Annotated in this window: 12 protein-coding genes; 11 read left to right on the forward strand and 1 reads right to left on the reverse strand. The window is 33.8% G+C overall.

Features of this window, described 5'->3' with window-relative positions:
- Window position 1 precedes the first annotated feature (1 nt).
- Window positions 2–1,660: a hypothetical protein gene (locus GCL57_RS01295; protein ID WP_152211450.1), complete on the reverse strand. Its 1,659-nt coding sequence runs from the start codon at window positions 1,658–1,660 to the stop codon at window positions 2–4.
- A gap of 81 nt (window positions 1,661–1,741) precedes the next feature.
- Here GCL57_RS01295 and pyrG point away from each other — a divergent pair, with 81 nt between their 5' ends.
- The 11 genes from pyrG (at window position 1,742) to GCL57_RS01350 (ending at window position 15,580) form a co-directional block, all read left to right on the forward strand.
- Window positions 1,742–3,397, forward strand: a complete 1,656-nt coding sequence (gene pyrG / locus GCL57_RS01300; protein WP_152211451.1) for a CTP synthase — start codon at window positions 1,742–1,744, stop codon at window positions 3,395–3,397.
- Between the two features lie 3 nt (window positions 3,398–3,400).
- The gene (gene hemL, locus GCL57_RS01305; protein ID WP_211363200.1) at window positions 3,401–4,711 is read left to right on the forward strand and encodes a glutamate-1-semialdehyde 2,1-aminomutase; all 1,311 of its coding nucleotides are present in this window, start codon (window positions 3,401–3,403) and stop codon (window positions 4,709–4,711) included.
- A 248-nt stretch (window positions 4,712–4,959) separates the two neighbouring features.
- Entirely contained in the window at window positions 4,960–5,832 is an 873-nt protein-coding gene (locus GCL57_RS01310) for a CPBP family intramembrane glutamic endopeptidase (protein WP_161597533.1), read from the forward strand.
- A 15-nt stretch (window positions 5,833–5,847) separates the two neighbouring features.
- On the forward strand, window positions 5,848–6,378 hold the full coding sequence (gene dtd / locus GCL57_RS01315; RefSeq protein WP_152211453.1) for a D-aminoacyl-tRNA deacylase: 531 nt from the start codon (window positions 5,848–5,850) through the stop codon (window positions 6,376–6,378).
- Window positions 6,375–7,826: a sensor histidine kinase gene (locus tag GCL57_RS01320; protein WP_152211454.1), complete on the forward strand. Its 1,452-nt coding sequence runs from the start codon at window positions 6,375–6,377 to the stop codon at window positions 7,824–7,826. Before dtd ends, GCL57_RS01320 begins: the two co-directional genes overlap by 4 nt.
- Window positions 7,827–7,838: 12 nt before the next feature.
- Complete coding sequence (locus GCL57_RS01325) at window positions 7,839–9,335, forward strand: phytoene desaturase family protein (protein ID WP_152211455.1); 1,497 nt, start codon at window positions 7,839–7,841, stop codon at window positions 9,333–9,335.
- 5 nt (window positions 9,336–9,340) lie between these two features.
- Window positions 9,341–9,886 carry a hypothetical protein gene (locus GCL57_RS01330; RefSeq protein WP_152211456.1) on the forward strand — a complete coding sequence of 182 codons (546 nt, stop codon included), beginning with the start codon at window positions 9,341–9,343 and terminating at the stop codon, window positions 9,884–9,886.
- A gap of 26 nt (window positions 9,887–9,912) precedes the next feature.
- Window positions 9,913–11,061, forward strand: a complete 1,149-nt coding sequence (locus tag GCL57_RS01335) for a polyprenyl synthetase family protein (RefSeq protein WP_152211457.1) — start codon at window positions 9,913–9,915, stop codon at window positions 11,059–11,061.
- Entirely contained in the window at window positions 11,058–13,121 is a 2,064-nt protein-coding gene (locus GCL57_RS01340) for a phytoene/squalene synthase family protein (RefSeq protein WP_152211458.1), read from the forward strand. Before GCL57_RS01335 ends, GCL57_RS01340 begins: the two co-directional genes overlap by 4 nt.
- Before the next feature lie 12 nt (window positions 13,122–13,133).
- Window positions 13,134–14,675, forward strand: coding sequence for a phytoene desaturase family protein (locus GCL57_RS01345; protein ID WP_152211459.1), 1,542 nt, complete (start codon window positions 13,134–13,136; stop codon window positions 14,673–14,675).
- Between the two features lie 44 nt (window positions 14,676–14,719).
- Window positions 14,720–15,580: a dienelactone hydrolase family protein gene (locus tag GCL57_RS01350; protein ID WP_152211460.1), complete on the forward strand. Its 861-nt coding sequence runs from the start codon at window positions 14,720–14,722 to the stop codon at window positions 15,578–15,580.
- The last annotated feature ends 233 nt before the right edge of the window (window positions 15,581–15,813 follow it).

The raw sequence follows: 15,813 nt of genomic DNA on the forward strand, positions 1-15,813 counted from the left end.
CTTATTTCTTTGAAGTTTCTTTGGCAAGTCTTGCGAGCACTGCAAGAGCTCTGGTGACAGGGTTGTTACCTAAGTTATCTTCAATGTTTGGGTTTAATATAATTTCTTTCCACATTGCGAATTCAGCTGATATATCTTGGTTATTCAGTGAATTTGCGAGTTGAGATTGAAAGCGCGCTTCAGCACTTGCATATTGCATAGCTTCCGTACGTGTCAATCTTGCAAGGAGATGAAGTGCATACAATGATTCTGTTCGACTGGCAAAAAAAGGTGATTTTTTACGCATTGATCGCGCGATAAACTCAACATAATCATAGTGTGGCTGGGCCGGCTCAAAATTTTCTATGAGTGTTTCTTGATATACTTTTTCAAGCAACTTAAAGGAATGTTCTTGCAACCATTGTGCAGGAGCTGTTTGAAATATTGAGGCACAATAGAGACTGCCAGCTTCAATGACCCAATTGGGTGGTTCGCGTAAGCTGGCATCCCAAATATGTGCAGCAAGAGTTCTTATCCAGCGCCAATGGCTTCTTTTAAAAAAACGACTTTCTTCATTTTGTAAAGGTATTTCTATTGCCCAATTAGCAATGTATTTTGAAGTATAATTGTTATCTTTTTCCGCTAACGTAACAATTGATGGAAATATATTTTGTGCCAAGGACAATGCTCTTTCGAGTAAACTTGGTTTATATTCTTGAATTTTTTGCATTGGATGTGTTGCTAAAAAAGAGAAATCTTTTTGAATTGCACGGATAAGTCCGCGCATAATATGCAGTTGATTACCCAAATTTAAAGAAATATATTTAATTAAATTAATGTAACTATCATTATTTTCTTCATTTAGGATGGCTTCAACTAACGATTTTTCAAATATCCATTCAACAATAAAACCTGTTTTAAAATCCGAGGCATTTGAGGTCTTTAAAATGTCCATAGCCGTGTTAAAATGCTTAATACGGCCTGAAGTTCCTTGACTTGTAGGTTCAGTTTTATAATAAGAAGGGCCATTGCGTAAAAGATGATCGTCCGCAGTTTTTAAAATGATATTTAACATTTCTAAAGGTTGGGGGCGAACCGAAGCTAAATTTGTTTCATTTATGTAGTCATTTGGAGACATCAGCATAAAGCGAAGATGTTGAAAATGTGGTGAATTTCTCATTAGTTTGGCAAGTGTCGGATTTGTCGTTTTTATAAGGATTGTTAAATTTGCCTTATCTTCAAGGTCAACCGGTTTGCGAGCATGGAAAAAAGAAAGAATTCTTTCAGAAAGTAATTCAATGATGGAGTCTATTCTGATATTGCCTAACAGTTCTTGCGACATATTTTTTTGAAGATAGCGCAATAAGGCACGAAGTGAACCAGAGGCAGCTTTAAACGACAAAAACTCAGGAAATTGCGGGTGGGACGATAGATAGAAAACGAGATCGCTACAATCTTCTGTAGAGTTTGCATGGGTTACGGCCTCTAAGATGCCATTGCATGTAGCTATATTTAAGAGATGTGCTGGTACGTGAGACTCAAATATTTGAGCGCGTAAGACATCAGCTATTGTTTGCGGAGAAATTTTTCTTTCCACAAAGCCCATTAACATATGAGAAACAATTCCATCTGTGGAATGATTTTCTGCAGTCATTTGAAATTGGCTGCGTAGATTCTTCATTGTTATCTTGACTCCTGACCATTAGTTAGTGTTACTCTGTGTTCCCGTGTCGAAACAAGATTATCGAACGGAGTAAGTATAATGCAACATCATGATAGTAAATCCCCCAAACGTTTCTCTCAACACCCTGTAAAGTATATATTTGTTACCGGTGGAGTGGTCTCAAGCATCGGCAAAGGTCTTGCTGCTGCGAGCATTGGAGCACTGCTTGAAACACGTGGTTTGCGTGTATCTATGACGAAGATGGATCCATATATTAACGTCGATCCTGGGACAATGTCTCCTTTTCAGCATGGAGAGGTTTTCGTAACTGATGATGGAGCGGAAACAGACCTTGATTTAGGGCATTATCAGCGTTTTACAAAGGCAAACTTAGCAAAACGCAATAGTTTTACTTCTGGACAAGTATACGACACTGTCATCAATAAAGAACGTCGTGGTGATTACCTTGGTGGAACAGTTCAAGTTATTCCTCACATCACAGATCAAATTAAAGCAAACATCATCACAGCATCAGAAGGCGCAGATGTTTCAATCGTTGAAATTGGCGGCACCATTGGCGATATTGAAAGTCTACCATTCCTCGAAGCCATTCGCCAGTTTCGTAATGATGTTGGAAAAGAAAATTCTATATTTATTCATGTTACACTTATCCCATATATTCGTGCTGCAGGTGAATTAAAAACAAAACCAACCCAACATTCTGTAAAAGAATTGCGTTCCATTGGGATTCAGCCTGATATCTTAATTTGCCGAGCAGACCAGCCTATGTCAGAAGATGTGCGTATGAAGATATCAACTTTCTGTAATCTTCCCAAGGAAAGCGTTTTTGAAGCTCTTGATGCCGATAGTATTTATAAAATGCCAATTATTTATCATGAACAAAGAATGGATGCGCGCATAGTAGAGTTATTAGGAATTTGGACAGCACAGCCAAATCTTGATGAATGGAAGCGTATTATCGAGTGCATCGAAAGGCCAAAGCACTATTTAAAAATTGGTGTTGTTGGTAAATATATGGGGACAAGGGATTCTTATAAGTCAGTTTATGAAGCATTAACTCATGCTGGTATAGCAAATGAATCTCATATTGAAATCGTAGGTATTGATTCTGAGCAGTTGAGTGTAGCAAATACAAAAGAGATTTTAGTTGAATATGATGCCATTCTCGTTCCTGGAGGATTTGGAGATCGCGGTGTGCTTGGAAAAATGGCAGCTATTCAATTTGCTCGTGAAAATAATATTCCATTTTTTGGAATTTGCTTAGGTATGCAGCTTGCATGTCTCGAGTATGCACGAAATGTCATAGGTATTGCCGATGCCACATCTGAAGAATTTGATACAAATGCGCGCAATAAGATAATTCACTTGATGGAGAGCCAACAGTGCATCGATAAAAAAGGTGGAAGTATGCGCTTAGGAGCTTACGATTGTATCGTAAGAAGAGGTACAAAAGGATTCCAAGCTTATAATAATGATCGTATCAGTGAACGTCATCGTCATCGTTATGAATTTAATCCTGAATTTCGTTCTCGTTTTGAATCATCGGGATTCATTGTATCAGGTGAAAGTCCAGATGGAACTTTAGTTGAAATGATGGAATTAAATAATCACCCATGGTTTGTAGGTTGCCAAGCACATCCAGAATTAAAGAGTCGTCCTATTGCACCTCACCCCTTATTCAAAGATTTTGTTGCAGCTGCTCTTGAAAGATCAATTCATAAAAAGGAGAATTAAGCTTTGCAAAATAAAAAACTCAATTTTTCGAATTCAATTTCAGTTATGGAAAGAAGTCAAAGAGTTTTCCCAGGTGGAGTCAATTCACCTGTTCGTTCTTTTCAATCCGTAGGTGGAACGCCAATTGTTTTTTCTTCTGGAAAAGGCAAATATCTTTATGATGTAGATGGCAATGAATTTATTGATTTCTGTGCTTCTTGGGGCCCCTTGATTGTTGGATATTCACATCCCGCAATATTGAGCGCAATGGAAGAACAGCTTCACAAAGCAGTTACTTTTGGTGCGCCATCGGATCTTGAAGTCCGTCTTGCTGAAAAAGTAATAGATTGGGTACCTGGGCTTGAAATGCTGCGTTTTGTGAGCAGTGGAACAGAAGCTACAATGAGTGCGGTAAGGGCGGCAAGAGCTGCTACAGGTAAAAATAAATTTATTAAATTTGAAGGCTGCTACCATGGTCATGCGGATCAATTTCTTGTGAAAGCTGGAAGTGGTCTTGCGACTTTAGGAAATCCAAGTTCAGCTGGAGTTCCTGAAGGAACTATCTCTGACACTTTGACCGCTATTTATAATAGTGAAGAAAGTGTGAATGAATTATTTGAAAAATTCGGAAATGAAATAGCAGCTGTTATTATTGAACCAGTTGCTGCTAATATGGGACTGGTATTGCCAAAACCTGGATTTTTACAATTTCTTCGTAAAATTACAGAAAAATTTAGTGCAGTGTTAATTTTTGATGAAGTCATGACAGGTTTTCGATTAGCACGTGGCGGTTGCGCAGAACTTTTTTCTGTACAGCCAGATATGTGGACTTTTGGGAAAATTATTGGTGGTGGAGTTCCTGCCGCAGCTTATGGTGGAAAAAAAGAAATTATGCAGCAAGTTGCTCCACTCGGTGCTGCATATCAGGCTGGAACCTTATCAGGAAATCCGCTTGCTATGGTTGCAGGTTATGCAACTCTTTGCGAAATAGAGAAGCAAAGTGCATTTAATTTACTTGAAAAACTAGGGCAAAAACTAGATTCAATTGTTGAAACAGAGTTAAAACCTTTTTTTGAAAAAGAAAAAATTTGTTATGTTCGTGAGGGTTCATTCTTCTGTTTCTTTTTTGGAACAAATAAATTGCCAAATAATTTCTCCGAAGTGGCTGCGACAAATATGACTCTTTTTAATAAGGTCTATCATGCATGGATTAAACAAGGAATTTATCTTGGGCCAAGTGGATATGAAGTTGGTTTCTTAAGCACTTGTATCGAAGAATCTGACCTCAAAAAAATGGTTAATGTTGTTAAAGATGTTTTAATGACCGAAGAATAATTCTTCGGTTTTTTTTGGTTTATCTTATATTTAATTCCTTAAATTGAATTGGGTTCAGTGAGTAAAGGAAAATGAAATCGATTGAGAACGAATTGCAATCAATTTTTAAGTAGGTTTGAGAAGGTAAGCAATACCCATCAGAAAATCGACTTGTTATGGTTTCAAGCTATGTTACACTTTACTCACAGGCCAATAATAATGATTCAGTGATATATAAAAATTCTTCGCTATTTAAAGGGTTAAATTTTATGCTGAGTACGAATCTCCTTTTTGCATTAGTCTGTTTGTCTTCTATTTCACTTTGGTTTTTTGTAAAACCGATTGTTCCAATTGTCCTCTCCTATATTTTCCTCATTGCCTCCTTTTATGAGGGATATGTTTCTTATCAATCTGTAATTTTTGTTGTGTTATTTACATTTTTTTGTGTTATTTATGAGAAAAAATCAAGTCAATTTGCAAAAAATTTTTCATTCATTGTTATTCTTTGCTTTTTATATATTTTAATTGCAGAGGATTTTCCTTATTCAACAGAGATTCCAATCTTTACTGGAGTTAAATTTAGCTCAATTTCAAAACCATTTTGGCTTGACATCAATGTGGAGAAAACAGTTTGCGCTGTTTCGATGGCTGCAATTCTTATGAAAAGATGCCAAACATTTAATGAGTGGAAAAAAATATTTAAAGAAGCTTTTCTCCCTTTATTAATTATAACAGTGATCATTATTCCGTGTGGTGTTTTAACTGGATTTATTAAGTTTGATTTTAAATTAGCAGCTGGCGCATTTTATTTTCTTTCTATAAATTTATTTTTAGTTTGTGTTGCAGAAGAAGTTTTCTTTAGGGGTTTTTTACAAAAAAGAATTTTTGATTTTCTTTCAAAACATTTTAAATCGAAAATCTCTGCCCCTATTTTAGCTAATGTATTAGTTGCTCTTTTATTTGGCTATGCCCATCTTTATTCAGGATATCTATTTGCTACTTTTGCATTTATTGCAGGATTAGGCTATGGCTATGCTTATCAAAAGTCTGGGAAGATTGAATCTGCAATTCTTGTCCATTTTGGTTTGAATTTAATTCATTTCTTATTTTTTACATACCCAGCATATCAGACATTGCCTTAGTAAGGAATTATAAATATGCATGATGATGATCTTCTTGTTAGGTGTGTTGTGCAAAGAGCCACTCATGCTGAAGTTATTATAGAAGGAAAATCTCAAGGCAGTTTTACAAAGGGACTTGTTATATTATTTGGAATTGGTTTTCAGAAATCACAACCCGAAATTCCTGAAACTGATGTTCCTGTGCTTTTAAATAAATTTTATCCAACCTTTGAAAAGCTTGCTGAAAAATTAATATCACTCAGAATATTTAACGACAATGATGGAAAAATGAATTTATCTGTAAAAGATATTAAGGGTGGCCTTTATCTTATAAGTCAATTCACGCTTTTTGCCGATTGTAAAAAAGGAAATAGGCCTAGTTTTACTTTGTCTGCTAGACCTTATCTAGCAAAACCTTTATATGAGTTATTTTTTGAAACATTACAGAAAAAAGCAGAAGAAAATAAAGTTCTCAGCGGAATTTTCGCTGCTAATATGCAGGTTTTATTTTGCAATGATGGCCCTGTTACTTTAACAATTGAAGCAGGTGTAAAGGGGATTTTGTGAATTTGGAATCAAAATTCACAAAGGTAAAAGCCAATTTACGACCTCTTATATCAGTATTTTATCCGAGTACTGTTAAACAAAGAATATTTCTTGGTATTATTCTTGGTGCTTTTATTGCCATTATACTCGATCAGTTTTTTCCTTTTGTGTTTATTTTACCAGGTTTTTTTCTATATTGTTATTATATTTTATATATTCTTGTTGATAAACCCACTCATTCATTATTGCAATTAACCCGTCATGGTGGGTTTGATGCAGGGATCGATAAACGTCCCATTGTTGGTAATGATGAATTTTCGAGAATTGCTCGCGCTGTGCAAGACATGGCCAAAAGAATGCGTTTTAGTATTTTAGAAGCACGGGAACAAAATACAAGACTCGACGAAATTTTTGGTGCGATTGGGGAAGGGGTTGCAATAGTTAATTCTGAAGGGAAAGTAATTAAAATAAATAACACTGTGCGTCGATGGATAGGTTGGTACACTGAAGTTGCTGATCGAAATGTTCTTGAAGTGCTTCGAAATGTCGAAATTTCTGAAATTATCCAAAATATGATTCGTGAAATGAAAGAAAAAAATAATATTCCTGCGCAAATTATTGAGTCTATTCATTTAGATGGTCCAGAAATACGGCGTGTGCGCGCTAAAATTGTTGCTATTCAGTCAGAGCAACAGAATCCTGTATTTATGATTTTTTTATTTGACTTAACAGATATTCATAAAGGGGAAGAAATACGCCGTGAATTTTTTGCGAATGTAAGTCACGAACTCAAAACTCCCATCGCAGCGATTCGTGGATATGCAGAGATTATTCAAGATATGCCTGACATATTAAAAAATGAAATAGCTCAAAACTTTCTTTCCGTTATTGTCCGAAACTCTGAAAACTTAACGAAGTTAATCGATGAAATGTTAATATTAACTGGTCTTGAGTCGGGAGCTTTAACCCTTGTGATAAAGCCTTATAATGTTAATGCTGGTTTTACTCGTGTTATCGAAAATATTATGCCAAAAGCAAAGCAAGCAGATGTTGACTTACTTGCAGATGTCGATCCTGAAATTGAAGAAATTATGGTTGATGCGCAACGCTTTGATTCTGTGCTTGTTAACTTAGTTGACAATGCCGTTAAATACAATCGCCCTGGGGGTGTGGTAAAAATAAGTGTGCGTCAGAACGAAACTCACCATATTATCTTTGTTGAAGATTCAGGAATTGGTATTCCTGATAATGCACGTATACGTGCATTTGAGCGATTTTATAGAGTTGATAAATCACACAACCGCCTCGGTGGAGGATCTGGCCTTGGACTTGCCATTGTAAAGCATGTGGTGCAGGCACATGGTGGAACTATTTCCTTAAGAAGTGAATTAGGGGCTGGCAGTGTCTTCACAATTATGTTACCTAAAACTCCAAGCAAAAAGAAAATAGATCTTTTAACCCCCTTCTAATGAAGGAGTGTCATGAAAGCAGCTATCGTTGGTGCTGGAGTTGGAGGATTAACAACTGCAGCCCATTTAGCAAAAATGGGTGTTGATGTTGATGTTTATGATATGGGTGCATTTGCTGGTGGCAAAATGTATAAATACACAAACAATGAAGGGCTCACTTGGGACACAGGTCCAACACTTATTTCTTTGCCAGATCAAATAAAAAAAACTTTTTCAGAGTTAAATTTAAACCCTCCAGAACTCTTAACTTTGAATGAAGGAAGCCACCTATTATTTGCTGATGGAACAGATTGGCATCTTCCAATTGGCAAAGATTCTCTTATTTCATATTTTAAAAAAAAAGATTATTTACTTTCACAACAATTAAATACATCTCTTAAAATTGCAAAATCAATTTTTGAATTTGCAGATAATTTTATTTTCAATGAAGAACCTCCAACAGTATTATCACTAGGTTTAAAATCAATGGCTTCGGGCGTTGTTTTTCAGCATCCAAAAACAATGCTAAGAGTTTACTCACAGGTAATTGATTCTCTTTTTACAAATAATAATATGCGTGAGTTTTTTTATCATTTTGCAAGTTATATTGGCGTTCAACCATCGGTAGCGCCAGGTGCTATTTTAAGTATTGCACATGTTGAACTCGGTTCTGATATTGTTTTTCCAAAAGGAGGTATTTATTCTATTGCAAAAAGCTTATATGATGCCGCTATAAAATATAATGCTAATTTTAGTTATCAAACAAAAGTAACAAAAGCAATTCCTCTAGGAAATGAATTTAAAAATAGAGGATGGCAACTTTATTTTCAAAGAGATAAACATGAGGAGACAAAAAAATATGACATTCTCATTTCAAATGGAGATCCTTATGTTGCTAGCCAAAATTGGATTGAAAGTGAGTTTATTAATAAGTTACTGAATAATAAGTTAACAAATAAACTCTTACGACCATCTGAAAGTCAATTTGTTATTCTCTTTGATTGGAAAGATCATACAGAAATTTCTCATCACACAAAAATATTTCCAAAAAGTTGGAATCAAAGTTTTTATGAGGTTGGAGTTGAATTAAAAATACCTGAAGATCCTTGTATTTATTTAGTTTGGCCACATGCTACGGATAAAAATATTTCACCTCGCATATTATTTATTTCTGCAATGGCTCCTAATCTTGCATCTGGTCACAGTTGGGATGAAAAATCTTCTTTAATTTATACAAATAAAATTTTAGATATTTGCAGAAAGCGAATAAATTTATCATTTAATGGAGAAGTTTTTAAAACAATTTCTCCATTAGAATTACACGAGCGCACACAAAGTTTGATGGGAGGAATTTACAGCGCAACAAGTGCTCAATTCCGCCCCATGTCTTTTCATTTCTCAGGAGAATCTAAGGTCGAAAGTCTTTTTTTTGTTGGTGCTGGTATTCATCCAGGTGCTGGTGTTACAATGGTTATGAAATCATCTGAACGTATTATAAAACGCATTCAAAAAAAATATAAATTAGGATAGTTGTTATGAGTATTGAAACTATGAGTTGTTTCTTTCTTATTCTCTTTACCATTGTTGCAACTGTTGATGGGCTTTACTTTCATCTTTATAAATATCGTTTATACGAAAAGCCAGAATCGCAAAAGGAACATGCACTCCACACATGGAATTCATTTTTATTTCCTTTCACTGTTTTTTTTCTTTTTGCAGAAAATTTTTCAGGAATATTTCTATGGATAGCAGTTATACTCACTTTTGTAACTTTAATAATTGAATTTTGTGATGTTTTTGAAGAAAAGAAAAGCAGACAAGCATTAGGCGGGCTGACAAGTTTAGAGTATTCCATGCATTTTGGTATGGCAGGCTTACGCGCTGTCTTTACGACTCTAATTCTAGCAAATAAACCTTGGTTTGCCTGGTCATTTACAGGACCACTTTTGCTTTATAACTACTCAAATTATGTGCGCTTTATCGGTTATTCAATTGCTTTTGTTGGAATCCCCATTTTTATACTGCATTTTATGTTAATGTTAAAAACAAAGAAAAATATTTTGAAATCAATACCTAGTTAAGGTTAAGAAATTTTTGGAGAGAACAATTGCCTCAGAGTAAAAGCACAAGACATATTGTTATGCGAGATTATCAATATTTCTCAATGAGACTCAATCATTTTTTTGATAAACTTGAGAATGACATAGATAAAATATCTCAAAATCAATTTGTAAACTTAGGTATAAAAGAAAGTCTACTAGAGTTGACTCTCTCTTCATTAAACTCTAAAGCAAAGAGAATTCGCCCTTTAATGTGTTCATGGATGCTAAGAAATTTTTATTTAAAAGAAGATTTTTTAAAAGATTACGGAGAGATTGAAAAAAAGAGCAGATCTGTCATTGAGAATTGTATGAAAGTTCTCTTGAGTGTTGAAATCCTACACTGTGCAAGCCTAATAATTGATGACATAGAAGATGGGAGTTTAGAAAGGCGTGGTCAGCAAGCTCTTTATGTTCAATATGGTATGCCAAATACTTTAAATACTGGAACGTGGATGTATTTTTTAGCAATTAAAAATCTACCATTAACAATGCAACCCATAGCTATAAATACTCTTTATGATTGTCATGTTGGACAAGCTTTAGATTTAAGCAATACAAATAAAAAGTTTATTGAATCGCTTTTTTTTGGCAACTCAGAGCAGCGTTGGGAGTTTTATAATAAATGTGCTGAATTAAAAACGGCACGTTTACTTCAGTTTTCAGTTGAGTGTTTAAGTCGTATTATTAAAATAGATAAAAGCAGCTCTCAAGCCATTCATACACTAATTAGAAACTATGGACTCTCCTTTCAAATTTATGATGATATTAAAAATCTATTACCTGAAATGAGCGGTAGTAAATCTCTTGAGGATCTTAATTCTGGTCTGCGTAGCGCACTTTCACTGGCATTTCTCGATTTTCTTTCTCCTCTTGAAAAGCAAAGCGCATATAATGCTTTTTTAAAAAATCAATTTTCTGACTTTATGCTTTCTCATGTTAAATTTAAGTCGAGTTTAGAGCTATGCTTCCAAAAAGCTCAGAGTTATTTAGAAAAATCCTCTCTTTTATTAGATTCTGTTTCCTGTCATAAAAAATCACGAGAATACATTCATCTTATTCTTGAAGTTCCTTTGGATAATATCAAAATAAGTGTATCTAAAGTAAAGCGAGATCATCACAGGAATACATCTGAATTGCAGAGTTTAATTTTATGAACATTTTAGAAATAGAAAAAGCTGAAATTGCAAAAATTGAATACCCAGCTCCTTTTCTATTGTCTAAATTTTTAAAAAATATTTGTTATGAATGGTTGTATTTTGAAATTACCTATGAAAATCAGCATATATTATGTATATTGAGTACATATGATCCTTTTACAGAGCATAATTATGAAAATATACCTGCGACGGTTTATTTAACTTGGTACGAAGATAATAACTTACTTGCATATTCATACACTGTATTTTCAAATTCTGAACGAGAGCACTTTGAGAATAAAATTGAAAGTTGGTTGAACGGAACAGATAAATATTTAGAATTTATATTGCCTTGTCATTCTTTAAAAAAAATAATTAAATTTTCTATAATCAATCCATTCAAATCATATAATAAAAATGATATATCTGTGAAGAAATTAGAAGGGTGTTCTAAAAAGCATTTTTGGCAATTATTAACCCATTCATTAAAAATAGATGGAAGTATCAGTACAGTTGAAGTTACAAAAGATGATTTAAAATACTGTTGTGAAAGATATTCATTTTTTTATGATAAATATCTACAAAATAAGCTTTTATTTCAATCCGCAAAGCGTATCCAATTTAGGGAAGCTAAATTATATTTTGATCATAATGCAGGAACAGAGAAGCTATCAAAATTAAAAAATAATTGGTTTTGGTGGCACTGCGAAAAAGAAAATTCTTGGGAAGTTTGTTATTATTTTCCAAAATATGAAAAAGCATTTTATGTAAATCAAGAATTAGGTGAACAAAATGCTATCATTTTAGAAACAAAAACTACTGAGATTGTCGTTAAATATGCTAAATCATGTTTTTTCCTAAAATATCCAGAAAAAATTTCTTCTCCTTTGTTTGGGGAAGTTTGTTTAAACCTTAAAATTGAATCAGCGCCTTTTTATTTTAGAGTCAGAGGGTTGGATAAATTTAATATAACTTTGGAAATATTAAATCCAAATAACATTGCAAAAAAAATCACTCAAATACTTATGGGAGCGAGAAAAATTTTCTTTAAAAGTTCTCATGTCCAATTAGATGATTTTCAATGTTTTCATTCATTAGAATATATTTGCAAAAATATCACAAAAAATAATGGTAAATCATTTTATCTTGCTTCTCATGTGCTGTTAAAGGAACAAAGAAATTCTGCATATTTTATTTATGCTCTCTGTCGACTTATAGATGATGCAACAGATGAGTTTGTTAAAATTCCAAACCTTCGCAATGCCTTACAAGGGGCAAGTTTTTCAAATAAATTTTTAAGTGTTTTATGGGGAAAGGATTCTTTGGTAGCAGCCCATTTTTTATTGCAAGTTAAAGAACGTATTTCTTTCTGTCTATTTATGATTATTGACTTAAAATCCGCGGAAAACTTTGTTTTTGAGGCGCGTAGAAAAGTCATTGAATTTAACTTAGAAAAAAAGCATTTTGAGGAGCTTATTATTGGTCAAAAAATGGATGAAAATTTTTCTCAACCACAAAACTTTAATGATTTTTATTTATATTGTTATCGAGTAGCTGGTGTTGTTGGACATATAATGGCAAAAATATTTAAAGTATCTCAAACAAATGATGCATCTGTAGCTGCGGAACATTTGGGTATTGCAATGCAGATAACAAATATATTAAGAGATATAAAACAAGATTTTGAAAATGGTCGAGTTTATATTCCAAAATCTTACTGTGAATATTATAATATAAAAATTGATAACAACTTCTTTTCAGAGAATAATAATTTAAAAAATTTATATTTTATAGATGATCTTTCCAATCAGGCAATAAATTATTATATAAGTGCTTATCAAGGAATTAAAAGTATTCCAACTCTTCGAGCGCGTTTTTGTGTTCGCCTTATGCTTGCAATCTACGGGTCAATATTAGGTAAAATTTTAATTGATAAACAAAATATTTTAAAACAGAGAACTGTTATTTCAAAAATAACAAGAATTTTTATCTTTTTTAAAATAATTTTAGGATTTTCTCCTATTAAGGTTGCAAAATTAGATAAAAATTTTAGAGTAGATAGAACTGTCATTTTGTGAAAAAGGTAAATTATGAGTCTATTTGATGTAGCTATTGTGGGCGCTGGCTTTGGAGGGCTGTCATCAGCCTTAACCCTACAAAGCATGGGGATGTCTGTTATTTTAATAGAATCCCTCGATAAAGTAGGTGGGCGTGCCTATGTTGAAGAACATCAGGGTTATCGTTTTGATAGAGGACCATCTATTATCACAGCACCCTTTTTAATTGATGATATTTTCCAAATGTCTGGTGCAAAAAGAGAAGATTATTGTCAATTTATTTCGGTTGATCCCTATTATAATGTCGTTTTCCATGATGGCTCACATATTTCTCATTTTAATTCAAAGCAGAAGTTATTAGAAGAAATTGTGCGTGTCAGCCCTAATGATGTTGAAGGTGTTATTGCTTTTTTTTCGCACGCAGAAAAAGTATTTCAAAAAGGTTTTATCGAATTGGGTGATAAAAACTTTTCAAATCCAATGAGTATGTTGGGAGTTGCTCCCCATTTATTAAAACTGGATGCTATTCGTCCCGTATATTCTCTTGTCTCTCGTTACGTTAAAAGTGAAAAAGTGAGACAGTTTTTAAGTTTTCATCCACTTTTAATTGGGGGGAATCCCTTTCGAGCAGCGGGAGTTTACTCTCTTATAAATAGATTAGAAAGAGCATATGGAGTTTATCATCCTGTGGGTGGTATGCATGCTCTTGCTAGAGCATTTCAAACACGATTTAGAGAATTGGGAGGGGAAGTCTTATTGTCCTCGCCTGTTGAGTCAATTAAAAAAAATCATAATGATCATTTTGAATTAAGAACTCCATTTAATATAGTTCGAGCAAAAAAAGTTGTTGCCAATGCCGATATGCATCGTTTTGTGCAAACAGTTTTAAAAGGAACTGCGCAGCCTAGAAGACTGGCTCGTAAACTAAACCGAGCAGATTACAGTATGTCAGCATTTTTAATGTATTTTGGTACAAATAAACAATGGACACATTTACCGCAGCATACAATTGCACTCGGACCACGTTATAAAGAATTACTTGAAGATATATTTACAAAGAAAATAATTTTCGATGATTTTAGTATCTATTTACATATTCCCACACGCAGTGATCCTTCATTAGCTCCTGAGGGTGGAGAAGTGATTTATGCATTGGTACCCGTTGCGAATCTTGCAAGTGGTACCAATTGGGATGTGTATAAAAATGAGTTTGCAAATAAAGTAACAGATATGCTTGAAGAAAAATTCTTACCGGGATTAAAATCTTCAATTGTCGTAAAAAGTATTTTTACCCCTGAAGATTTTAGCAATACATTGCAAAGTCATTTAGGAAATGCTTTTGGTTTAGAGCCTTGGCTTTTGCAAAGCGCTGGTTTTAGACCTTCAAATAAATCAAAAGAAATTGAAGGGCTTTATTTTGTAGGGGCAAGCACTCAACCGGGCGCTGGACTTCCTGGAGTTTTTTTAAGTTCACGGATTACCTGTCGTTTACTTGCTCAAGATGACGGTATAAAAACAATGCCTTCTCTTTTAGCAAATATTAAAAGTGCCTTTTCTTATGTTAATCCACACTAAGTCAGTTTTTGTTTTTGTAACTCATATTTCGAGCAGGAGAGACTATGACTGATCAAAACGAGAAAGAAAATTTAAGTCAATTGAATAGACGTGAATTCGTTATAAAAACAGCTTTAACAACGGGCTATGCACTTGCTGTTATGCCTATTGCGCACTCTGCAATTTCGACAAATTTAAGTGGCATTGAGGAAAAGGATGTAATGATACCTGTCGGAAAAGACAATATTCCTGCTTATCAAGTGATTCCGACAGGAAATGGTCCTTTTCCAGTTTTAGCAATTTGTCATGAAATATTTGGCTTGCATGAACACATTCGTGATGTGTGCCGGAGGTTTGCAAAGGAAGGTTTCTTCGTCATAGCGCCAAGTCTTTATTATAGACAAGGTGACGTAACAAAATTAAAAGATATTCCTGAGATTATGACTAAAGTGGTTTCTAAGGTAACTACAAAACAGGTCAATGGCGACATTGATGCTACTTTTGCTTTTATTAAGGCAAATAAAAAAGCAAATATGTCAAAAACTAATATTGTAGGATTTTGTTGGGGCGGAAAAACTGTGTGGTTATATGCCAGTCACAATCCTAAAATTAAAACGGGTATTGCTTTTTATGGTCCACTCGTAGGAACTTCGCCTGTGCAGCCGCAAGCAGCTGTTGATATTGCTTCCTCTTTAACTGTTCCTGTTCTTGGTTTGTATGGTGGAAAAGATAAATATATCACTTGGGATCACATTGCTCAAATGGAAAAGATATTAGAGAAAGGCAAAAGTAGTTCAAAAATAATTGTTTATCCTGATGCAGACCACGGTTTTTTTGCTGATTACCGAGAAAGTTACAATAAGAAAGCAGCTACTGAGGCTCTGGAACAAATGACGATTTGGATAAGAAAGCATAATGGACTATGATTTCAAAGTTTTACTTAAAATGTAAATTAAAATTATTACATCGATTAAAAATTAAAACTATATTCTGCATTATCAGTGCTTAAGATTACAATACTGAATTATTTAAACATAAATATATTAATATATAATTAATAGTGAAAGAGTGAATTTTATATGATTCAATTTTTATCCAAAATTGAATCATATTTTTGCTTGCATCAAGGAGTATTATTAAAAAAGCACTATAAGCCTTG

The sequence above is a fragment of the Fluviispira multicolorata genome (genome assembly GCF_009208585.1).
GTDB classification, from domain to species: Bacteria; Bdellovibrionota_B; Oligoflexia; order Silvanigrellales; family Silvanigrellaceae; genus Silvanigrella; species Silvanigrella multicolorata.